Here is a 22,626-nt window from a genome sequence, read left to right on the forward strand (position 1 = left end):
TGCTGATTACTTCACAGGATCGAAATGATCAGTAGAGTATTATCACCGATATTGCGCAAGAGCAGTCAGGCAGTGCTCGCTGGCGTGCTGAATGTAGCGTGCCACGGATTTGCTTGAAATGCCCATCTGCAGTGCGATTTCAGCAAATGTCAAACCATCGAGACGAAAAAGAAGAAAAGCATGGCGCACATTTTCCGGCAACTGATCCAGAGCCTGCTGCAGGTATTCTATTTGTCTGCGTTCGTCACAATGCTGTGCCAGATCATAATCCGCAGGTTTATCCTGAAACAGGTGTTGCATGGTATTGGCGTAGGTTTGCACATGCGCCTGCCGGCGTGCCTGATCCCGGATCAGATTGAGCGCAACAGTAAACAGGAAGGCGCGCGGGTTTTCAATACTCGAGATATCCTGCCTGCGCCATCGCAGATAGATTTCCTGAAGTATATCGGCTGCTTCATCTTTGCTCAGCTTGCGACACAGATAATTCAGCAGATCACCGCGCAGTTGAAGAAACAGTTCATCGCCGGAATAGGTAATTGTCATGAACAGTAGGGCATACCTGGCTAAAAACTGCGCTCATCATACTGTCTTTCTCCGGGCTGAAGAATGTGACAAATTGTCGCACCCGGAAATCCGGCGGTTACGAAATGCTTGAGGAACCTCATCATGGCAGGGAATAGCAGCCCGGATCGATTCGCCCTTTCAGGGCTCCCTAACCGCTTTGAATATTTTTGTTGAATACGACACACACAGCCGGTACCAGAAACAGCGTGACGAAAAACGTGAAGAGCATGCCAAATGCAATGGTGACAGCCATCGGCATGATTTTTTCCGCATCGTAACCCTGTGAACTGAGCTGGGGTAACAAGCCTGCAAGGGTCGTGACATTCATCAGCAATATGGCGCGGAAACGTGATTTACCTGCTGCCACCGCAGCTCTTATGACAGATATTTTCTGTTGCAGATTTTTATTGATCTGTGCAATCAGAACCAGACTGTCATTGATGACAATCCCGCTCACGGCAAACAGTGCAAAGTACGACTCCAGTGAAAGTGGAATCCGGAACAGCAGATGACCGACCACTGCTCCGATGAAACCAAAAGGAACAGTCAGCATGATGATCAATGGCTGGGCATAGGAACGCAACGGGATCGCAAGCAACGCATACATTCCAAACAGTGCTAGGACTCCGTACAGCCACAGATCCGACATCACTTCTTCCTGTTTCTGCCGGGATTCGCCTGGCTTGATGTCCAGCCCGGGAAATTGCGCTTTCAGTTGCGGGATCACATGCACACGCATATCGGCCAGGATGGATTCGACATCCACCTGATCCTGATAGACTTCCGCGCCAATCAGTTGAATACGTTCCCGATCGGTACGTTGAATACTGGCGAACCCGGACTGATATTCCGCCCGGGCAATTGTGCCAAACGGTACGCTGTTCCCGCCAGGTAATCTGATCGGCATAGTCTGCAGCTGCTCCAGTGCTTGCCGGTCTTCCTGCGGGAAACGCAGCATGACACGGATTTCATCGTGTTCGTGATAGTACCGCTGCACTTCGAGCCCGAAAAAGCCATGTCGTACCTGTTCACTCAGGTCACGCATCGTCAGGCCGTAGAAGGCAGCGGCAGGTTTCAGTTCGAGATGCAGCTCAGGTTTGCCGGGCTGCATCGAGCTGGTGACACTGTGCACCCCGACATAGGCAGCCAGCTTATGCTTCAGTATTTCCCCGGCCGCATTCTGCAACGTGGTATCCGGCGCTGTCAGCACCCATTCGATCGCCTTGGGTGGCCCCTCTGCCGATACACCGAGATCGCGCGGCCAGAAACTCTGGATGGTCAAATCCGTGCCAGCCGGTAACGGACCAAAACGTTCCCGCCACTGCTGTTTGATATCGTCTATCTGGCCACGGATACATTCATCGATGGCCAGTTCAAGATTGACACTCGCCACGTTGTCATTACTGAACATGAACACATGACGAACACTGTCACCATTCATGACAGAACCATCACGATAATATTCCTGATTCAGTTCAGTCCGGATTTCATGGGCGATATGCTTCAGCCGCAACAGCTGTCGCTCGACTTCTTCCGATGCAGTGCCGGCCGGAAATTTAAGCATGACATTCAGATAATAGTCATCTACCGGCCTGTCCAGCACACTGGTGATGCGCCCTGATATGACCAGCGCAGCAATCAGCAGTAATGCTGCCGTAAAGCCGGCGATCACGATATAACGCCACTGCAGTGCAAGGTGCAAAGCGCGCGTATAACATCCGGTCAACCAGCGCAATCCGTTATCCACCTGCTCCTTGAGCGTTGCCATCGCATATCTCAGAAAATGAGGCATGATCCCGGTTGCAGCGTCTGGATCCTTTGGATTCTGCCCGGCCAGGTGGGCAGGCAGAATCAGCAGCGTTTCCGTCATGGAAAACAGCAGCGCCAGGATCGCCACTGCAGAAATGTTGTACAGCAGATGTCCGGTCAACCCCGGCAGCAGCAATCCTGGCGTAAATGCAATCACGGTAGTCAATACCATGGGCACAACCAGCGGTGCCATCGCGCGTACACCACCGATGGCACCGGATATACCAGACTGACCCCGCTGTTGAAGCAGATAGATATGCTCACCAACGATGATAGCATCATCCACCACCACACTCAGAATCAGAATCAACGCGGTAATGGTGTAGACATTCAGGGAAATACCCAGAATCGGTATCCACCAGAAGGCACCGAAAACCGAAATCAGAATGCCTGCACTGACCCATAACGCCAATCGCATATCCAGAACCAGTGCCAGTACGACGAATATCAGGATGAAGCCGGAGATGGCGTTGCCTCTCAGCATCGACATATTCTCATCGTAATACTTGGACCAGTCGTCCCAGGTGATCACTTCGACGTCGGCGGGCAGTTCGGAGTGAAATGCGGTAATGACCTGATTTACCGCATCTACCGTTTTCCCCAGCTGGTTTCGTGGCCAGATCAGGATTTCCATTGCCGGCAGACCATCCGATCTGACCAGCATGCTCTGGTCACGTACGGTCTCAGTGATATGTGCGATATCGCCAAGTTTCAGTTGCATGCCCTGCCGGTCCGATCGCAGGCGGATGGCAGCAAAATCCTCTGTCGTCATGGCCTGTGCCTGGCTTCTGATCAATAACCTGCCATCGGTATTCTTTAATTCCCCTGCTGAGATATTGCCGGAAACAGCACGAATCATTTCAGCAATTTCATCGAAGCTGAAGCCGTAGCGCCGTAAATCTTCTCTGGTGATCTCGATTGATACTTCATACGGTATTTCCGGAAAGAGCAGAATTTGACCGATATCCGGATGAGTGCTCAACCGAATATGCAATCGATCACGGTAATGCTGTAACGTACGCAGATCAGCCATACCGCGTACTGTGGCAATGATCGCCTGCGGGCCTGTTTTCAATTCACGGATCACCGGTTTATCTGCATCCTCGGGAAACACTGTCACGGCTTCCAAACGTGCCTGCACTTCCGCCTGCAGCCGAGTGGCATCGACAGCCGGATCAAATTCTACCAGTACACGGCAAAGCGACTGCTTCGCCTCAACGTGCAAATGCCTGACTCCCTGCAGATCATGAACCGCATGCTCGATCGGAATACAGATCGCCTGCTCGACCTCACCTGGCCCTGCTCCGTCGTAAATGGTAGTGATCTGGAGCTGGTGACGCGGCTCCGGCGGATAGACATAACGGTCTGCAGTGATCAATCCCACGATTCCACCGACGATGATCAGGATCATCAGCAGATTGGCAGCCACCGGATTCTTGACAAACCAGATGATCAGTTTCATGGATGACTGTCACCACTGGCCTGGTCATTCGTGTTCAACCATTCAGGTTTGACCTGCAATCCTTCCATCGGCTGCAGCAAACCAGATACCAACACTCGTTCCCCGGCATTGAGCCCGGACTGAATGATGACCTGCTCACGCTCACGTTTCAGCAGCTTAACCGTACGCAAATGCAATCGATCCTGCTGATCGACAACGGCTACCTGATCATCCTTGAACACGACACTGGTCGGCAGAATCACCAGCCGGTCGAATCGACGCCCCTGGATCAGGGCTTCGACGAACAGACCAACTGGCAGCGCTGTGGTATTGGTCAGCCTGGATAAGCGATCCTCACCGGATTGCGGTGAAGAGGATGTCCGCAGAAATGGATCCGAGATCCGCGCAACCAGCATCAGCATACCGGTATTTCGATCGATCACGCCTTCGCTGCGTACGATCCGCCCGTGCCAGAATCGTTTTTCTCCCTGGTATTCCGCTGCCAGTACCACCCGCGGCATTCGCTTTGAATTCTCTTCATCCGCAACCAATGTATCGGGTACATCGATGAACGCCAGATCCCGGGTACTAACCGGCAACCGGACTTCTGCATAGTCGCTGCTGTAGATCACTCCCAGTACATTACCCTGCGTGACATACTGCCCGATACCGGTATTGTGGTTGCGCACGCGCCCGTCAAACGGGGCACGAATCCGGGTACGTTGTCTGAGCTGTCTGGCATATTTGAGTGCAGCTTCTGCAGCAGCCAGTTTCGCACGCATTTCCTGCAGCTGCGGAATATGCTGGCTGAGTGGACCGGGATCACCCTGGCCCAGATGCTTCCATTCATCATGAGCCTGGGCTGCTTCCGCTTCTTCACGCATCAGTAAATGACGTGCCTCCCTGACTTGTGCCTGTGCCTGTGCCACACGCAGGTCATAATCAGCCGGATCGATGGTGACCAGCACATCCCCTTTATTGAAATATCCACCACTGACAAAAACGGGCGAGGTATCGATGATCCGGCCGGAAACCTCTGTCACCAGATCGATTTCGGTATGCGCGACGACCTGTCCTTGTGAATGGACATGTAAACGCTTCGATTGCATTTCCACTTGAGCAACCCGAACAATGGGCGGTGTCAGTGTTTCTTCCTGTTTGCCATTTTCAGGCGGGAATTGAATGAGCAGCCAGGCTGCCAATCCACCCATAAGGAAAACCAGGGTGGCAATCCGGATTTGACGACGTAAGCTCACAATTTTGTTTTTATTCTTTTACCGGGAAACAACACTGCAGATGATCAAACAGAAGTTTGAATGGAGTTGTAGTTTTGGAACCTTTTCTTCTATGACGTTTTAGCCAGCCAGAACCGGACATGCCACGGCAATAAAATCAGTAACTCAATGATAGATAACGTATCTTTTATCGTACTCAAGATCATTTTTCATGGGTGCTCAAATACTGCCCCCAAGAGCGAGATAGAGATTGACACGGTTGTTCAACAGTTGCCGCCTGACAGCCAGATGAGCACTCTGCGCATTCAGCGTACTGCGATAGCTGTCCAGCAATGTCAGAATCTGGATGAACCCCTGGCGATAGGAATACAGCGCCAGTTCCTGACCGGCTTCAGTCTGCTGCACGGCTTCACGTAATTCTTTTTCCTGTGCACGTAACCATTCTTCTGCTGCCAGTGCCTGCTCGACTTCACGGAAGGCATTCAGCGCCACATCCTGATACCGGTTGAAGGCTTCTTCCACATAGGCCTCGTTCAATTGAATACTTCCACGGATACGCCCACCGGTGAACAATGGTTGTACCGCTCCGGCAAACAGATTCCAGACGACCGATCGTGGATCGATCAGGTCGGTCAACGCACTGTCACGTGTCCCTCCCGCTGCTGTCAGCGTAATGCGCGGTAATAGCAGCTTGCTGGTACTTTCCAGCCGTGCATCAGCTGCGCGCAGCCGTGCAAATGAGGCGATCAGATCAGGGCGTCTGGTCAGCAGTTCAGCAGGCAGTCCGGCAGGGAGTTGTGATGGAGGAACAGGCAGAGCCTGCCGGATCGTTGAACCGGATAAAGCGGTAACCGTATCGTCGATTTGAGGCAATGAACCGTCAGGATAATCTCCCAGCAGAATTTCCAGTTGACGGGTTACAAGCTGCACCTGGTTTCTGGCGGCAGCGAGCTGTGATCTGGCTTGGGCCAGATCGGTCAACACCAGGCGCACCTCCAGCGCACGCACCAGACCCCGTTCGAAACGCCCTTGTACCAGACTGGCAATCGTGCCGCGATCCGCAACAGATTGTTCTGCCACCTGAGCCTGAAGCTTCGCTTCCAGTAATGCAAAATAATTCTGCGCAACACGTGCAGCAAGCGATAGCCGTGCTGCCTGAAAATCAGCGTTGGTTGCTTCCACTTCCTGTCGGGCTGCTTCCCTGAATGAACGGATGCGCCCCCAGATATCCGCTTCCCAGCTCAGATTGAACAAGGCTTCGAATACACTGTATTGCGCCGAACCAAAACCGGCACTGCGCACCTGCGTATACTGGTATCCCGGTGCAAATGAGAGCTGAGGCCAGAGTGCGGCGCCATCGATACGTGCCTGTGCAATAGCGGCATCGACACGTGCCACTGCTGTCTTCAAATCGAAGTTGCTGGTCAAAGCCTGTTCGACCAGCGAATACAGCACCGGATCGTCGAACGATTCCACCCATTTTTGCCCGGCAAGAGGAAAAGTATTTGCAGAAGCACTCCACACAGAAGGTACAGAAACATCAAGCCTGTTTGCCTGCCGTTCCGGTGCTGTATGACAGCCGCTGACAAACATCACAAAGCCAAGCACCGCAGCCGGTTTGAGACGGATCGGCATTTTCTCTCCGGATGACTATGAATCGCGATGTACCGATGGCCTCAGGTAGCGCGAATCGTACTGATGATTTTTCGGGCTGAGGCGCGCTGCCCGTTTCCTGATCCAGATGATGATGCCGGTTACTGACAGCATGACAATAACCAGGCCGAGCACACAGACAAAAATACGGTACGGCAATCCAAATACATTGGCCATGTGCAGCGCAAAAAGCCAATTCGTCACGGTATTGCCGCTGTATTGGCCGCTCGCCAGCAGTGCCAGTTTGAGTTCACCCGTATCAGCATCAAAAAATACGCTCGTTCTGCCGCGCCGATCCTGGATCTCTTTTGAACTGCGCACGATGTACTGATAAGTACCGTTTCCACGATCCAGTCTCAGGGCAATAACCTGCTCGACCGCAAAACCATGCTTGTTCGCCTGCTCACTCATCAACTGTTCGCCAATGCGCTGAGCCTGCCGCCAATCCACTCCAGGTTCTGCCAGAGGAATTTCCCGTTTTGAAAACTCTGTCCAGGGTGCCTTGTATTCCATCACAGCCCGGGTTGTCCAGGTATAGACCGTATCCCACAAATTCATGTAGACGCTGGACCAGGCAAAAATGAGCAGAACCGGCCATAGCCATAATCCGCTGGCACGGTGCAGATCGAAATTGAGCTTGTAGCTGCCCGAGTGCCAGCGAATCTTCCAGGCCGGCTGCCAGCGCCGCCACCAGTTGCCATGATTACCGGATGCGGGTGCGGATGCGGTCACGGATCTGCGTCGCTGCGGCAGGGTCAGATAAAACGCGACGAAACAATCGATCGTCCAGATCAGAGCACAAATCCCCAATACCCATAACCCGAACTTGCCTAGCGCCAGCGCATAATGCAGTTTGTAAATGAAGGGCATGAAATTGATCATGCCTTCCGAAATCTCGCCAAACTGGCGGCGAGCCAGCTCTTCACCGGTATACGGATCGACGATCATCTGATCAAATCCAAGCTTGTTCGGTGGATCGGCATTATCCGGACGGGCATCCATGGAGATCAGAGTAGCTTCCTGATTGGCCTCCATCAGCACCCCATTCACTCTGCCGGCAGGCACCCGATGCTCCGCCAGTTCCGCAAGCGTCGCCATATCCAGTTTTTTCTCCAGAACTTGCCTGGGGTAAATATGGGGATTGATCAGGCGTTCCAGTTCGGGATAAAACGCCAGCAGACTGCCCGTCGCTCCCACGATGATCAGAAAAGCGGCCATGATCAGCCCGGCCCAGCGGTGCAGCCAAACCCAAAAAGAACGTGTCGGTACCATTTTTCTAAGCCCTGAAAACGGATTACGGAATAAAAGCATCATTGAAGTCTTCATCGATCTCTTCTCTATATAAGACGTTTGAGTCAGCTGAAACCGGACATGGTTGTAATAAATTTCAGAAACACGGCCTGACAGCCTGATTGCAGGCTGAGTACTTCTGTTCCTGCAGTCACAGGAACCTCCCGTCACTGAACAGAAAATGTGTTCCTATTAACCATGACACGCGAGCCCAAAAATCGGGTAGCTGATTTTTGAATCATGAGGGAAATGGCACACAGCTCATTGTCATCACGAGCCGCGCTGCGATATGGAGCGACTCGGAGAGAAATGGTCAGCCACATGGGTATCACACAAGCTGGCTATACCCAGATCGAAGCAGGCAGGCGGATACGCAAAGAAACACTGAAAAAGGCTGCAGCGGCCAGGGGCCGCATCATAAAAAAATACAGATTGGGATGAGCGTGCGAACCCCAGCCTGCCATGCTAATCAAGCGTTACCGCGACAAGGCGCACTTTTTTCTTTATCGGATCAGTCCAGGCAACGAAAGCCTGGTGATCGAGGACTATCATGCCCGGATATTTACTGGGCCAACCCGGAAAATCTCCCTGATAAATAGCGGTTTGCCGGCTGATACCATCCGTTGTCACTTTCGCAATACGAAGTTCATCTTCCGGCCCCGCTCTCTTGCGCCAGCTGACCAGCGCAACATTGGTGCTCAGCAACGCTACGTTGACATAACCTCTGGCATCGTCATCGACTTCGAACGGTTTAGTGAAACCTTTACCACCGTCTGTGGAAAAAGCAACTTTGAAACGGCCTTTATCGTCAGCAGCGGAAAACCAGGCTAAGGCTACCGACGAAGCGGACATATCAACCGCCGGGCCATTGCTTGGGCAACCTTCGATACGCCAGCCATCACCCGGGGCAGAGAGTGCTTGCACCTTGCCGTCTGTATCCCAGCGCACAGCGCCGGTATCACGTATTTCGCCCTGGCTATGATCGCGGTAAACCGTTAACAGGCTCTCTCCTTCAGCAGTGGTAGATGCACGGCAACAGGAGCAAATATCATCATCCAGCCTCAGCTCCGTGCCTGCCGATTGTTGCCCCTTCGCAAGCACAGTGGCCATCAGTTGATAGCGATCGTTTTTCCCGGGATCACCTGTCTCGCGCATATCGGTCCAGACCAGCGCGATACGGGCATTTGGCAACGCCGTCAGCGACATTTGCGCATCGTAGATACGTGCCGATTCGCCATAAGGTTTGAACGCCTCGCTCCACGTCAAGCCACCATCCTGCGAACGAGCCAGGAAAATGTCTGCTGCATATTTGCTTTTTCCGCCTTTGACATAGGGCATCCAGGCAGCCGCCAGACTGCCATCGTCGAGACCGAATACAACGGGCGGGTCACCCAGCTTGCCGTCGACTGAGGTCACGGTACGTACAGGCGACCAGCCCTGCCCCTCGCGAATGGCAAAACGGACTGTGCTGTTTTGCCCGTCGCTTTCGACCCAGCTGAGGATCAGGCGGCCATCAGCTGTTTTCGCCAAATGATGCTGCTTACTCTCTTCACTGGTCGGAACGGTGATTTCTTGTATTGGAAACCCGGGCTGGCCAGTTTCTGCACTCACTGGCAGTGACCAGCAGAACCATACGAGCAACCCGACCGGGAAAATTTTTGTCAACGTGTTTTGACTCGTCATTTCTTTCGTCCTCCAAAATAAAATGAATGATCGCGATGGGATCATTACCTTCACAGGATGACATCCTGCCCAATTTGTTGAATTACCCAGGCTCAATATTCAAGACGCAAGGAACCCAGAATGGTCAGCGGAGCACCGGGATAGACACCCAGCCGGGGCGCGACATTACTATCAGGATCAGTCGATTCGTAGTAGCGTTTGTCAAGAATATTCCGTGCATTGATCTGCGCGGTCAGACGGGTCGGGCCGAGCTTCATCCGGTAGGCGGCAAATGCATCCAGGCGGGCATAGCCCGGTAACTGGAAGGTATTCTGGACATCCCCCTCCCGCTTTCCAGCTGCGAAAACACCCAAACCGAAACTCAAACCGTTGAGTGGAGCGAATTTTTTCACATCGTATCGCAGCCAGACACTGCCAGCATGTTTAGGCACATTGGCAAGCCGATTGCCCGCTGTAGCGCCAGAATAGTCTTTGAGGATGCGGGTGTCAGTAAAGGCGTAACTGGCGATCACGCTAAAGCTGTCTGTTATATAACCCGATATGTCCAGTTCGATCCCCTGGCTGCGCTGCTTGTTGGCGATCTTGTCGAACGGGTCGGCTGTTGACAGGTCGTTGACCAGAATATTGTCTTTGGTCAGATGGTAATACGCCAGTGTTCCTGTCAAACGGCGGTCAAACAGTTGGGTTTTGACACCAGCTTCGAATTGCTCTGCAGTTTGCGGATCGAAAGTTCTTCCGTCGGCCGCCGGTGCGTTATTGGCGCCGAATGATGTAGTCCAGCTACCGTAGATGCTGAGTTCTTTCCAGGGCTCGTACAAAATGCCGGCCTTGGGACTGAAACCCTGATCTTTACGGATATTTGGCTTGACCAGAGAATCTGCTGTATCGAAGTTATTGCTGTTGCCGCGCCCGGTTTCCGCCCAGTCATAGCGACCGCCACCCATGATATGCAATTTGTCCCACAAGGTGACCTGATCCTGGAAATAAACGCCATACCAATTGTTATAGATCACGGCGTGAGTGCCTATATTAGGTGCTGTACCGAAAGTCTCAGAGTTAATGACGGCAGCATCAAAACTGGATTGTGGAATTCCATAGCTGGGGTAAGGATTGTAAATATTGATAGCAAGTGCCGGATCGGCCGTTTTCCAAATACCCCTTGCGCCATATTTGTTATAGGTGCGGTAAAAATCAAATCCTACCAATACTTGATGACGACTGAACCCTAGGTCAAATTTGCCGGTAACATCCAGATTGGTTGCATAATGTTCCTGTTCACTGCTTTGGCCAAAGATATTACGTTGCAACAGTCCGGTAGCCGGGTTCAATGCAGCGGCCGCGTTGAACGCGGGCGCAGGATTCACGAAGGTAGTGATGCCATCAGCCAGACTGGCCAGAAAGCGGTGGTGTATTGCCCAATTTTCACTGAAACGATGGTTGATTTCGGAGCCGACCTTCACACTCGATTGATCACCTGTCGGCGTGTTGGGATCGCCCAGATTACGACTGATCGGAATCGGCGCGGGGCGATTGCCGATCACCGGAATACCAAAGTCAGCAGAAGCAAATTTCTCGGTACCTTCGATGTCAATCGTCACATCGGTAGCATCCGTTGGCCGCCAGGTAAGGCTGGGATTGAATACTTTCCTGTCCCCGGAAATGAAATCACGGAACGAATTGTTGCTTTGATAGGCACCCGAAAACCGGTACAGCAATTTTTTGTCCTCCGTAACGGGCCCGCCTGCATCCCATTGTGTCCGGAAATAATCATAAGAGCCAAATTGCTGTTCCACCGAATAATAGGGGGTTTCCAGTCCCCTTTTGGTGATAACGCTGATCAATCCACCCGGCTCGGTACGCCCGTACAATTGCGCAGGGCCTTTCAATACTTCAATGCTGTCCAGATTGCTGGCGTCGAAATCTCCAAAACCACCTTCACTTGTTAACAACCCGTTGCGGTAAATATTCCCGGTTCTAAAGCCGCGAATGATGAAGCCGCCACCGCCACCTAACGATGGCTGAGGGCGCACACCGCTGACGTTTTCCAGCGCATCCTTCACTTTGGTCGATTTCTGGTCATCCATGACGGCACGAGGCACTACCTGCACTGAAAATGGTGTTTCCATGATCGATGTATCGGTTTTTGTGGCTGAAAAAGCTTTTGTTTTCTGGTAACTTGGGTTATCCGGCGCATCAGGATCGATCACGCTGGTTATTTTCATTTCCGGCAAAGTCACTGCCTCTGCATTACTGTTCGTGTGCCCTGCGGGGGCAGCTTCCAGTGTGTAGCGCCCGGGGGCATTTTCGACTACGGTGAGTCCGCTGCCTTTGAGCAGTTGCCCGATCGCCTGCAGGGGAGTAAAACGCCCATTCAGTGCCGGAGCCTGTTTGCCTGCAACCAGACTGACATCAACGCCGATGAGCAAACCTGCCTGAGTGGCAAGCTGCGTGATCGCCTGTTCGAGGGGTTGTGCGGCAATATCGATTGCAATCGTTTGCTGAGTGACGGCAGACCGCGCAGTAACATTGGCCGAGATGAACAGGCCGGCAGCCAGCACCAATCCAAACAAAAAGCCGTGATATAACGAAATTATTTTTATAATCATGAAAACTCCCTGTGTCTGGTCGGTAAAAATGTGCTTCTGTTATCCATGAGACACGAGCCGGAAAACCGGGTAGTGCTGATTACGTGATTTTTAAATTCACCACGGTCAATCACGTGGCGATCCAGAAAGCAGGAAGTGGCACATAGGTATATATTTCAGCCGATCTCTGGCAAAACACCCGGCCGACTACGCTTTTACTGCAGCCGGCCGGGTGGCGGGTTAGAGGAGGAGTTGCTCCTCCGGGAGGAAGTAATCGCGCAACAACTGCATTCCTGCTGCAGCCGGACGGGGACAGATTAGAAGAGGAATTGCTCCTCCGGGAGGGGAGTAATCGCACGACGGCGATCAGGTTTGCAGGTTGATCCAGATCAGTGCCCGGGTATAGCGATCGATACCGATTGGCAGGGCATGCTGCAAAATCTTGAGTGCAGTATCGGGGTCATCAGCTGGCAGCACGCCCGTAAAGCGAAGCTGTGCAGCGGCCCCGCTGATTCCCAGAAAACCGGTCCGATATCTGGCCAGATCATCGATCACCTGGCTGAGTGGCGCATTGCGGTAAACCAGCCTGCTCTGCACCCAGCTCGCTGCAGCGGGCGGGATCGGTTCCTGGCCATGGATCTGCTCACTATCGAAACGTATACTCTGACCGCTGTACACGGTAATGGACTGATCCGGCCGGTCACGGCTGGTTACATTGACACTCGACTCCACGACGCTGACCCGGCTGTGATCGCCGGTCTGCTCAACAATGTAACGGGTACCCAGTGCCTGGGCAGTTCCATCACGGTTTTCGATGATGAAGGGCCGGTGATGAGCACCCTGCTCTGCTGCATCCGGAACCACTGCCGCAAATATGCGGCCGCGATGCAGAATGATGCGGCGTGCGTGAGTATCGAAGACGACATCGGCTGCAGAATCGCTATCCAGCGTGATGGTACTGCCGTCAGGCAATGCCACCTGGCGAATTTCTCCCGTTGCCGTTCGTTCATCTGCCAGCCACGTCGATAACGGCAGGCAGTAAATACCAATCAGCACCAGTACGATACTGGCCAGCAACCCGGCTGGTCGGTGCTTTCTGCGCCGTTGCGGCGTGACGCTTTGCCAGAGGCGACTGATCTGTTCGTAGGCTTCACGATGCCTGATATCCTGCGCCAGCCAGGCTTCGAAATCAGCCTGCTGTGCGGTGCTGATTTGGCTGTCCGACAGCCGCACGACCCACTCGGCCGCCTGTTCACTCAGGGAAACAGTATTGTGATCTGTTACTTCAGACATACATCTTCCTTGAGCTGATGCAGGTGAACATGGCAGTAGGCAAGCGCTTTGACGAGATATTGCTTGACCCGACTGACCGAGACTTGCATCGTTTCAGCAATTTCCGCATAGGTCATATCCTCGACGCGCGCCAGCAGGAAAGCCTGGCGTGATCGCTCATCCAGTCCATCGATCAGCATCAGCACGGTTGCTTCGAGCAGTTGACGTACTGCAGCAACATGAGCGACATCCTGCTCTGTGCGTTCTGAAAGCAGCGCAGCAATGCTGTGCAGGGTTTCCGCCTCGACTTTATGCTTCCGGTTGAGGTTGATCATCAGCCGATTGGCCGTTACCAGCAGGTAGGCACGCGGTTCCCGCAGTACAGGCATTTCCTGCAACGAAAGCAATCGAACGAAAGTATCGTGCGAGAGATCGGCAGCATTCTGCGGACAACCCAGTTTTTTTCTGAGCCACATAAGCAACCAGCGATGATGTTCGCGATACAACGCATCGATGACCGCCGTCCCCGTATCGGCGGCAGAGGATTCCTGCATGGAAATGGCCTTTGAGAAATAGAATCTGAAACAATCAGCACACATTGCGATGTGCAGATTATCTTCACAAATTGGCCGGCTGAAAATGCGACAAATTGTCGCAGGGGGTGATTTACCGCGTTCGAAACGGCTGAACATCCGGTCATCCGACCGGCGTGCAAATTGGAATTAAGGGTATCCCGGCCCGGAAGATGTGCCCATGGGTTCCGAAATTGAATTGAACCAGGCGAGTTTTTGATGAAGCTTGACGACGTTTCCCACGATGATCAGTGTGGGAGGTTTCAGTGGATTCTGCTGAATGATGTCCGGTAACGTTTCCAGCGTACCTGTCAGCACGCGCTGGTTGGGGGTCGTACCCTGCTGAACGATCGCAGCCGGTGTGGTTGCCTGCAGACCATGAGCAATCAGTTGCCGGCATAGTTCGGTGACCCCCAGCAGCCCCATATAGACGACGATGGTCTGATTTGGCCGCGCCAGCGCCGGCCAGTCGAGCTGTATGGTGTTGTCTTTCAGATGTCCCGTCACAAAGACACAGGATTGTGCATGATCACGGTGGGTCAGGGGAATCCCTGCATAACTGGCCACGCCTGAAGCCGCCGTGATCCCGGGAACCACCTGAAACGGAATGTGGTGTTGCGACAGAGTTTCGATTTCCTCACCCCCTCGCCCGAAAATAAAGGGATCTCCTCCTTTCAGGCGCAGAACGTGTTTACCCTCCTGGGCGAGCTTTACCAGCAGTTCATTGATCGATGTCTGCGGCAGGGTATGCTGATTACGCACTTTTCCAACATAGATGCGCGTTGCATCCTGTCTGACCATATCGAGAATGGCGGGAGAAACCAGCCGGTCATAGATGACCACATCCGCCTGCTGCATCAGGCGCATGGCCCGGAAAGTAAGCAAATCGGGATCACCCGGGCCTGCACCCACCAGATAAACTTCTCCGGTCGGAAACTGATCGGTACTGTTTTCCAACGCTTCTGACAGATAATCCTGTGCAGCCTGATCTCTGCCGGCGAAAACCATTTCTGCAAACGGCCCCTGCAGCATTCTCTCCCAGAAAAAACGACGATTCTCCTGATGGATAAAACGCTGTCTGACCTTGTCACGAAACCGTGCGGCATACTCGGCCAGCCGACCATAGGCAGAAGGAATCAGCGCTTCCAGCCGCGAACGTAACAACCTCGCCAATATCGGAGAAGTACCACCACTTGAAACCGCAACGATGATCGGAGAACGGTCGAGAATAGACGGCATGATGAAGGTACATAAATCCGGATTATCTACGACATTTACCGGAATGCCCGCTTTCGTGGCGGCAGCGGAGACTGCCTGATTCACTTCATGATCATTGGTGGCAGCAATGGCCAGCGCCCTATCCTGCAAATGATCCGGCCGGAAAGATTCAGCAGTATGGGTGATCACAGGTGATTGCAGCAGCAGATTACTCAGCTCCTCGCTGATGGCAGGAGATACCACATGGATACGTGCATGTGCCCGCAGCAACAGCCTGATTTTGCGAACGGCAATCTCCCCGCCGCCCACAACCAGGCAGTCACGCTGTTTGATGTTGAGAAAAACAGGTAAATAATCCATATACAGGCAACAGAACTTAACAAGCAAGGAATCGTTGGATCCGTTGAAAATGTTACCAGAATGATGCAATGACCTCATGATACACGGCCGGACCAGGCGAATCTCTACCGGTACACGTGTATCATTCCGTACCTGTAATCACAACCTTATTTGGAATCGCCTGCCGGTTATTGAACTCTTTCCCGCTTGTACAGATCCTCGATGGATATCCCCATGCCAGCTTCACCACCGAATACCGTACCGAGTGTCTTGTTCTGAAGATGTTTGAGGTTGAAATCGTAGAACTCTTTTTTCAATGGAAAATATCTCACTTCCTCAACCAGTTGCTGCGCATGTTGCATGTAAAAGATGACAAATTCCCTGACTTCAGGCTTACCCGCCGATTTTGCATTCACATAGATAAAGAGGGGACGCGATAACGGCTGGTAACTTCCATTCTGGACCGTAAGCATGGAAGGCAGAATGCCACCTGAACCATTATCAATTGCCACGGCTTTCAGTTTTTTATGATTTTCGATGTAGTAGGCAAAGCCAAAGAAACCCAATGCATTCAAATCGCTCGCCACACCCTGCACGAGTACATTGTCATCTTCCGAAGCCGTAAAATCTCCACGACTGGATTTTGCCTTGCCGACCACGGCCTCGGTGAAATAGTCGAATGTCCCTGAGTCCGCCCCGGCACCGAACAGTTTGATTCTGGCATTGGGCCAGGCCGGGTTGACCTGGTTCCAGTTGAGTATTTTTTCCTGTGCTGCCGGCTCCCAGATTTTTTTCAATTCGGCCACTGTCATGGACTTGATCCAGTCATTTCCAGGATTGACCACCACCGTCAAAGCGTCGAAAGCAATTGGCATTTCGATGTACTGCACACCATTCTGCCGGCATTGCTCCATTTCAGAGGACAGGATCGGACGGGAAGCATTCACGATATCGACTTCATCCCGGCAGAATTTCTTGAATCCCCCACCCGTGCCGGCAATACCGGCAGTGACCATAATGGCTCCTTTCTTGGCAGCCTGGAAATCTTCTGAAACAGCCTCTGTAATTGGAAAGACCGTACTCGAACCACTGATTTTCACCAGCGGTCTGGCTTGAACCATCGTGCCGATTCCGCTCAGGAGAGCAAAACCAAGGATTGCGACCAGAAATCCGGTATCAAATCTCAGTAAAGATTGTTGCATGATAACCTCTCTGTTTTTCAAGAATTATTTGGTAATGACGACTGATGGCAACTCGTACCTGATGACTGTCATCAGGTACGCAATAAGAATAAACAGAGGATATTACAGATTTGCGATGGTAACTCAGCTTCCGGTCATCGAAGAAGCTGCCTGCTGGCGAATCGTTTCAGCAATTTTTTCTGCCCAGTAATCGGTCTGTTGCAGTACTTTTCCTTCCACCATGACCCTGATCAGCGGCTCCGTTCCGGAAGCGCGCAGGAGAATACGTCCATCGTTTCCCAGCGCCTGTTCCGCTTCATTTTTGCAGGCTGCAACCGCCGGGTTGCTGCGGAAATCAAAATTTCCGGAAACCTTTACATTGATCAGACGTTGAGGGAAAAAGGGAACATCACGCATAAAATCAGCCAGTGTCAGGCCGGTATCACGCAATGCATATAAAACCTGGAGGGCTGAGATAATGCCATCCCCTGTCGTGTGTTTATCCCGGCAGATGATATGGCCGGAATTCTCGGCGCCCAGATACCAGTCGTTTTGCTGTAGCAGCTCGGAAACATAGCGGTCTCCGACATTTGCCCGGGCAAATGGAATCCCGAGTCGCTCGAAAGCCTGCTCGACCGCCAGATTGGTCATGAGTGTTCCGACCACCCCACCCTGCAGCACACCAAGCTGCTGCCGGTGTTTGGCAATGATGTAAGCCAGGCTGTCGCCATCGTACAGCACTCCTTCCCTGCTGACCATCAGTACGCGGTCACCATCACCATCCACGGCAATTCCGATATCAGCCTTATGCTGCAGGATTGAACTCTGAAGTGTCTCGATATGAGTCGCTCCACATTCGTAATTGATGTTGAAGCCATCCGGGCTGGCATGGGTCGTTATCACATCGGCCCCCAGTTCATGCATGACATGCCCGGCAATATGGTAGTCCGCGCCATTGGCACAATCGACCACGATGTGCAGCCCCCGCAAATCGAGCTGATTGGGAAAAGTGCTTTTGCAGAATTCGATATACCTGCCGGCGGCATCTCTGAGACGTTGTACCCTGCCCAATTTGATGGAAGGTGTCGTTTTCATGGGCTGATCCAGTTCAGCCTCGATCTGAAGCTCCATGCTATCTGGCAATTTTGAGCCTGCAGAAGAAAAAAACTTGATGCCATTATCATCAAACGGATTGTGTGAAGCAGAAATGACTGCACCTGCCTGGATACGCAACGCTCGGACGAGATAAGCCACTGCCGGTGTCGGCAATGGCCCGGACAGCAGCACATCCACGCCTGCTGCCGAGAAACCGGCTTCCAGTGCGGATTCCAGCATATAGCCCGATATCCGCGTATCTTTGCCTATCAGCACTGTTGGTCGTTTATCCGCAGCCAGTTGCCGGTCAGAAGCCAGCAACACCTTGCCGACAGCGTACCCCAGACGCAGAAAGAAATCCGGTGTGATCGGAAAATCTCCCACCTTCCCGCGAATGCCATCCGTACCAAAATATTTTTTCTTCATTTCAATATTGTTTTCTCGATGAATACCTGAATATGCCCTGATCGGGTTTGCAAAATCAATATCCGCATTCCACAAACATAATGCTCCGCCGGCAACCAGCCAAACGCCGGTTGATCTCCAACTTTGACACAATTATGACAATCCGGAAGTGACTATCATCACAGCCGGTCACTGACAGGATTACAGATGTAGCAGAAAGCCCGGGGCAATACGATTCACTGCTGCAAAAACTGAGAATGCATCACGTGTCGCTTTGACGTCATGTACCCGGATGATCCGGGCCCCCTGACCCACCGCCAACAGCGCTGCAGCCACACTGGCATGGACACGGTCATTCACCGCATTACCCGTGATCGTTCCCAGCATGGATTTGCGTGAAAGACCTGCCAGAACGGGAAAATTCGTGGAAACAAGACGATCCAGCCCACGCAGCAGCATGAGATTATGCTCGAATGTCTTGCCGAAACCAAAACCAGGGTCGATGATGATACGCTCTCGCTCTATTCCGGTTGATACTGCTGCTGCAACTCGCTGCTCCAGAAATGATATGACTTCGGCAACCACATCGGAATATTGAGGATTGTGCTGCATCGTTTCCGGTTTTCCTTGCATGTGCATGAGATAAATCATGACTGCACTGTCTGCAACGACATCCAGTGCACCCGGAGCCCGCAACGCATTGATGTCATTGACGAGATCCACTCCAGCATCAATTGTGGCACGCATGACTTCAGGCTTGGAGGTATCGACGGATACCGGAATATCCATGCTCAAAGCAAACTCTATGACGGGCATCACCCGTAACAGCTCTTCATCCCCCCCCACGGACCGACTCCCCGGACGGGTAGACTCTCCTCCAATATCGAGAATATCGGCCCCTTCCTGAATCAGGCGCCTTGCCTGTTCAATTGCTTTTTCGGTCGTATCGAAATACCCACCATCGGAAAAGGAATCGGGCGTGACATTGATTACGCCCATGATCAGCGGACGATTTTGCTGAAGAATTCTTTGTAATCTGTTCACTGGGCAAGAAAAATGGCCTGTGCGTCAAAAGAACGTACAGGCCACTGGAAAGAAAATAACGTACTGTTTTAGATTTCGACTTTCTGGGCAGCAGGAGCCTCGGTCGTTGCAGGTTCGCCAGCAGGTTGTTTTACTTCACTGGCTGCTGAGCCTGCTGAACCTTTATCCTGCCGCGCAGAAGAAGTCGGTGCCTGTGGCGGACGTGGCGGGCGACCCTCCATGATATCCTTGATCTGGTCGCTGTCTATCGTCTCCCATTCAAGCAATGCCTGAGTCATTGCCTCGATTTTATCCTTGTTCTCTTCGATCAGCTTGCGTGCAAGTGCATACTGCTCATCAATGATACGGCGGATCTCGGCATCGACCTTCTGCATGGTTGCTTCACTTAGATTCTTGTGTGTGGTGACTGAACGACCAAGGAACACTTCGCCCTCATTTTCACCATACACCATAGGTCCCAGCGTCTCAGACATACCCCACTGCATTACCATTTTGCGAGCAGTATCCGTTGCCCGTTCAAAGTCATTGGAGGCACCGGTAGTCATCTGGCTCATGAACACTTCTTCTGCAATGCGGCCGCCAAACATGACCGCTATGGTTTGCAATATCTGATCACGATCCATGCTGTAACGATCCTCGGAAGGCAATTGCATGGTGACACCCAGTGCACGCCCGCGCGGAATGATCGAAACCTTGTGAACCGGATCGGTCTTAGGCAACAAATAAGCTACCACTGCATGCCCGGATTCATGATAGGCAGTATTGCGACGTTCATTTTCCGGCATGACGACGGAACGACGCTCAGCACCCATCAGAATCTTGTCTTTCGCACGTTCGAAATCATCCATATCGACCAGGCGTTTACCAGCGCGTGCAGCAAACAGCGCAGCCTCATTGACCAGATTGGCAAGATCAGCTCCTGACATACCGGGTGTACCTCTGGCGAGGATACCGGCTTTGACATCAGGAGATACCGGAACCTTGCGCATGTGCACCTGCAGGATCTGTTCCCGGCCACGTATATCCGGCAATGGAACGACGACTTGTCTGTCGAACCGGCCTGGACGCAACAATGCAGGATCAAGTACGTCAGGACGGTTGGTAGCCGCAATGACGATCACACCCATATTGCCTTCGAAACCATCCATCTCGACCAGCAACTGGTTCAGGGTCTGTTCACGTTCATCGTTTCCACCTCCCAGCCCGGCACCACGCTGACGCCCAACCGCATCGATCTCGTCGATGAAGATGATGCAGGGTGCATGCTTTTTCGCCTGCTCGAACATATCTCTCACCCTGGAAGCACCCACACCTACAAACATTTCAACAAAATCCGAACCGGAAATACTGAAGAATGGCACTTTTGCTTCACCGGCAATGGCACGAGCGAGTAATGTCTTACCCGTTCCCGGACTGCCGCACATCAAAACGCCACGAGGAATACGTCCGCCCAGTTTCTGGAATCTGGAGGGGTCTCTCAGAAATTCCACCAGTTCGGCAACCTCTTCCTTGGCTTCTTCACAACCGGCCACATCCGCAAAAGTCACATTGTTGTTCTTATGATCAAGCATCCTGGCTTTACTTTTCCCGAACGAGAAAGCACCGCCATTCCGGCCGCCTCCCTGCATCTGACGCATAAAAAAGATCCAGACGGCAATCAACAGCAACATCGGGAACCATGACACCAGTATGCTCATCAGCATGGATGGCTCTTCTTCCGGTTTTGCTTCCACTGATACACCCGCTTTCAACAGATCACTTACCAGCCACGGATCGGAGGGTGAATGAACGATAAACTGACGACCATCTGTTTTCGATCCTCGTAAAGTCCGGCCGTCAATCACTACCTTGGCAATCCTGCCCTGATGCATTTCACTAATAAACTGTGAATATTCCATGGGGGGCTGTGATGGTTGCCGTGTGGAGAATTGATTGAATACTGTCATCAGTACCAAAGCAATCACCAACCAGATAGCCATGTTCTTAATCAGATTATTCATATTAGCTCCTCAATTTTGCTTCTCGACGAAACCGGGTTTCTGACACATTGCGGTTTACTTTTTACAAGATGTCACCGCAGTCTATCAGATTATTTTTTCTAGTCCCAGCAAATATAGCTCTTTACTGCGATCTCGCGAAGCCTTTGGTTTCCGGATGACAACTTTTGAAAAATCAGTTTGCATCATCTGCCGGAAAGCTTCAAAGTCACTTCCCTGAAAAACTTTGACAAGGAAATTTTTGCCAGGGTTCAAATGTTCACGACAAAACATCAAGGCCAACTCGGCCAGATACATGCCTTGAGCCTGATCACTGACACGGATACCGGTAAGATTGGGTGACATATCGGAAATAACAAGGTCTGCACGTTTCCCGCCCAGTGCTGCTTCCAACATCGCCAGAACCTCATTTTCGCGGAAATCTCCTTGAATGAACGTCATACCGGGTAGTGGCTGCATATCCAGCATATCCAGCGCAAACACCTTTCCTGTCGGCCCAACGGATTCGAGTGCGACTTGCGACCAGCTGCCAGGCACTGCACCCAGATCGACAACTGTCATCCCTGGTACAAACAGGGCATCGTGTTCGGCAATTTCCCGCAGCTTGTATGCGGCACGCGAGCGATAGCCCTCGTGGTTGGCCTTGCGGACAAAATTATCGTTGATATGAGCCTTTATCCAGGCCCTGCTGGTTCTGGCAGATTTCATCAGGTAAAAATCAGGTAAAATTTAACTCTTTTAGGAAGGTTTAATGCTTGAACTCGATATGGCACAGCGCCGGCAACTTGCAGCCAGCGCACATCACCTGAATCCGACAGTCACGATTGGCAAGGATGGCCTGACTGAAAATGTCATTGGCGAGCTGGATCGAAGCCTTCTGAAACATGAGCTTATCAAGGTCAAGGTACTCGATGGCGATCGGGATCAGAGAGCTTCCCTGCTGGAGCAAATCTGCCTCTCACTGAACGCGGCACCCGTCGAGCAAATCGGCAGAGTTCTGATTATATACCGGATAAATCCTGATAAAAAAATCGCCAGAGCTATGACTCCAGATACACTCAAACCCGGCTCCAAACGAAAACTCAAACCCCGATCTGCACAATCCGCTAAGAAAACCAAAGTACGAAAATAACAACAGGAAGTATGCCCTGCGTTTTCACCGATCAGAAACGAGCAGCATTCACTGCAAATCCGGAATCCGTGGTCCAGGTACGACTCCCTCTTTGCCAGAGACTGTCGGCCC

Annotated in this window: 17 protein-coding genes; 2 read left to right on the plus strand and 15 right to left on the minus strand. The window is 52.2% G+C overall.

Going from position 1 to position 22,626, the window contains the following annotated elements:
• Positions 1-42: 42 nt before the first annotated feature.
• From HRU73_RS06925 to HRU73_RS06945, 5 genes are all read right to left on the minus strand, one after another.
• On the minus strand, positions 43-543 hold the full coding sequence (locus HRU73_RS06925) for an RNA polymerase sigma factor (RefSeq protein WP_011111171.1): 501 nt from the start codon (positions 541-543) through the stop codon (positions 43-45).
• Between the two features lie 169 nt (positions 544-712).
• Complete coding sequence (locus HRU73_RS06930; protein ID WP_287398234.1) at positions 713-3,835, minus strand: efflux RND transporter permease subunit; 3,123 nt, start codon at positions 3,833-3,835, stop codon at positions 713-715.
• The gene (locus HRU73_RS06935; protein WP_287398235.1) at positions 3,832-5,070 is read right to left on the minus strand and encodes an efflux RND transporter periplasmic adaptor subunit; all 1,239 of its coding nucleotides are present in this window, start codon (positions 5,068-5,070) and stop codon (positions 3,832-3,834) included. Before HRU73_RS06935 ends, HRU73_RS06930 begins: the two co-directional genes overlap by 4 nt.
• A gap of 198 nt (positions 5,071-5,268) precedes the next feature.
• Positions 5,269-6,684 (minus strand): efflux transporter outer membrane subunit, encoded by a 1,416-nt coding sequence (locus tag HRU73_RS06940; protein ID WP_011111168.1) that lies wholly within the window; start codon positions 6,682-6,684, stop codon positions 5,269-5,271.
• A 15-nt stretch (positions 6,685-6,699) separates the two neighbouring features.
• Positions 6,700-8,016 (minus strand): PepSY-associated TM helix domain-containing protein, encoded by a 1,317-nt coding sequence (locus HRU73_RS06945; protein WP_287398236.1) that lies wholly within the window; start codon positions 8,014-8,016, stop codon positions 6,700-6,702.
• Between the two features lie 225 nt (positions 8,017-8,241).
• Here HRU73_RS06945 and HRU73_RS06950 point away from each other — a divergent pair, with 225 nt between their 5' ends.
• On the plus strand, positions 8,242-8,433 hold the full coding sequence (locus HRU73_RS06950) for a hypothetical protein (RefSeq protein WP_287398237.1): 192 nt from the start codon (positions 8,242-8,244) through the stop codon (positions 8,431-8,433).
• Between the two features lie 24 nt (positions 8,434-8,457).
• Here the strand turns inward: HRU73_RS06950 and HRU73_RS06955 are convergent, their stop codons facing one another.
• The 10 genes from HRU73_RS06955 to HRU73_RS07000 all read right to left on the minus strand — a co-directional run bounded on the left by HRU73_RS06955 (position 8,458) and on the right by HRU73_RS07000 (position 22,091).
• Positions 8,458-9,675, minus strand: coding sequence for a sialidase family protein (locus HRU73_RS06955; RefSeq protein WP_287398238.1), 1,218 nt, complete (start codon positions 9,673-9,675; stop codon positions 8,458-8,460).
• 92 nt (positions 9,676-9,767) lie between these two features.
• A complete protein-coding gene (locus HRU73_RS06960) occupies positions 9,768-12,281 on the minus strand; it encodes a TonB-dependent siderophore receptor (RefSeq protein WP_287398239.1) in 2,514 nt (837 codons plus the stop codon).
• A gap of 345 nt (positions 12,282-12,626) precedes the next feature.
• Positions 12,627-13,553 (minus strand): FecR domain-containing protein, encoded by a 927-nt coding sequence (locus tag HRU73_RS06965; RefSeq protein WP_287398240.1) that lies wholly within the window; start codon positions 13,551-13,553, stop codon positions 12,627-12,629.
• A complete protein-coding gene (locus HRU73_RS06970; RefSeq protein ID WP_276677539.1) occupies positions 13,541-14,086 on the minus strand; it encodes a sigma-70 family RNA polymerase sigma factor in 546 nt (181 codons plus the stop codon). Before HRU73_RS06970 ends, HRU73_RS06965 begins: the two co-directional genes overlap by 13 nt.
• Positions 14,087-14,254: 168 nt before the next feature.
• On the minus strand, positions 14,255-15,682 hold the full coding sequence (gene cysG, locus HRU73_RS06975; RefSeq protein ID WP_287398241.1) for a siroheme synthase CysG: 1,428 nt from the start codon (positions 15,680-15,682) through the stop codon (positions 14,255-14,257).
• 167 nt (positions 15,683-15,849) lie between these two features.
• A complete protein-coding gene (locus HRU73_RS06980) occupies positions 15,850-16,863 on the minus strand; it encodes a PstS family phosphate ABC transporter substrate-binding protein (RefSeq protein WP_276677536.1) in 1,014 nt (337 codons plus the stop codon).
• 123 nt (positions 16,864-16,986) lie between these two features.
• On the minus strand, positions 16,987-18,363 hold the full coding sequence (gene glmM, locus HRU73_RS06985; protein ID WP_287398242.1) for a phosphoglucosamine mutase: 1,377 nt from the start codon (positions 18,361-18,363) through the stop codon (positions 16,987-16,989).
• A gap of 180 nt (positions 18,364-18,543) precedes the next feature.
• A complete protein-coding gene (folP, locus tag HRU73_RS06990; protein WP_287398243.1) occupies positions 18,544-19,341 on the minus strand; it encodes a dihydropteroate synthase in 798 nt (265 codons plus the stop codon).
• A 113-nt stretch (positions 19,342-19,454) separates the two neighbouring features.
• Entirely contained in the window at positions 19,455-21,386 is a 1,932-nt protein-coding gene (gene ftsH / locus HRU73_RS06995) for an ATP-dependent zinc metalloprotease FtsH (protein ID WP_011111158.1), read from the minus strand.
• An 84-nt stretch (positions 21,387-21,470) separates the two neighbouring features.
• Complete coding sequence (locus tag HRU73_RS07000; RefSeq protein ID WP_287398244.1) at positions 21,471-22,091, minus strand: RlmE family RNA methyltransferase; 621 nt, start codon at positions 22,089-22,091, stop codon at positions 21,471-21,473.
• A 43-nt stretch (positions 22,092-22,134) separates the two neighbouring features.
• On the opposite strand from HRU73_RS07000, the gene yhbY reads away from it, so the two are divergent.
• Positions 22,135-22,515 (plus strand): ribosome assembly RNA-binding protein YhbY, encoded by a 381-nt coding sequence (gene yhbY / locus HRU73_RS07005; RefSeq protein ID WP_011111156.1) that lies wholly within the window; start codon positions 22,135-22,137, stop codon positions 22,513-22,515.
• Positions 22,516-22,626: the final 111 nt, after the last annotated feature.

The sequence above is a fragment of the Nitrosomonas sp. H1_AOB3 genome (assembly GCF_015709435.1).
Lineage (GTDB): Bacteria > Pseudomonadota > Gammaproteobacteria > Burkholderiales > Nitrosomonadaceae > Nitrosomonas > Nitrosomonas europaea.

What these genes read in the sequence shown, in the direction of transcription:
- HRU73_RS06940 (WP_011111168.1), bottom strand. Translation starts at nt 6,684, where the DNA reads ATGCCGATCCGTCTCAAACCGGCTGCGGTGCTTGGCTTTGTGATGTTT.
- HRU73_RS06945 (WP_287398236.1), bottom strand. Translation starts at nt 8,016, where the DNA reads ATGATGCTTTTATTCCGTAATCCGTTTTCAGGGCTTAGAAAAATGGTA.
- HRU73_RS06925 (WP_011111171.1), bottom strand. Translation starts at nt 543, where the DNA reads ATGACAATTACCTATTCCGGCGATGAACTGTTTCTTCAACTGCGCGGT.
- HRU73_RS06960 (WP_287398239.1), bottom strand. Translation starts at nt 12,281, where the DNA reads ATGATTATAAAAATAATTTCGTTATATCACGGCTTTTTGTTTGGATTG.
- HRU73_RS06955 (WP_287398238.1), bottom strand. Translation starts at nt 9,675, where the DNA reads ATGACGAGTCAAAACACGTTGACAAAAATTTTCCCGGTCGGGTTGCTC.
- cysG (WP_287398241.1), bottom strand. Translation starts at nt 15,682, where the DNA reads ATGGATTATTTACCTGTTTTTCTCAACATCAAACAGCGTGACTGCCTG.
- ftsH (WP_011111158.1), bottom strand. Translation starts at nt 21,386, where the DNA reads ATGAATAATCTGATTAAGAACATGGCTATCTGGTTGGTGATTGCTTTG.
- HRU73_RS07000 (WP_287398244.1), bottom strand. Translation starts at nt 22,091, where the DNA reads ATGAAATCTGCCAGAACCAGCAGGGCCTGGATAAAGGCTCATATCAAC.
- HRU73_RS06980 (WP_276677536.1), bottom strand. Translation starts at nt 16,863, where the DNA reads ATGCAACAATCTTTACTGAGATTTGATACCGGATTTCTGGTCGCAATC.
- HRU73_RS06965 (WP_287398240.1), bottom strand. Translation starts at nt 13,553, where the DNA reads ATGTCTGAAGTAACAGATCACAATACTGTTTCCCTGAGTGAACAGGCG.
- HRU73_RS06950 (WP_287398237.1), top strand. Translation starts at nt 8,242, where the DNA reads ATGGCACACAGCTCATTGTCATCACGAGCCGCGCTGCGATATGGAGCG.
- HRU73_RS06970 (WP_276677539.1), bottom strand. Translation starts at nt 14,086, where the DNA reads ATGCAGGAATCCTCTGCCGCCGATACGGGGACGGCGGTCATCGATGCG.
- glmM (WP_287398242.1), bottom strand. Translation starts at nt 18,363, where the DNA reads ATGAAGAAAAAATATTTTGGTACGGATGGCATTCGCGGGAAGGTGGGA.
- HRU73_RS06930 (WP_287398234.1), bottom strand. Translation starts at nt 3,835, where the DNA reads ATGAAACTGATCATCTGGTTTGTCAAGAATCCGGTGGCTGCCAATCTG.
- yhbY (WP_011111156.1), top strand. Translation starts at nt 22,135, where the DNA reads ATGCTTGAACTCGATATGGCACAGCGCCGGCAACTTGCAGCCAGCGCA.
- folP (WP_287398243.1), bottom strand. Translation starts at nt 19,341, where the DNA reads ATGGGCGTAATCAATGTCACGCCCGATTCCTTTTCCGATGGTGGGTAT.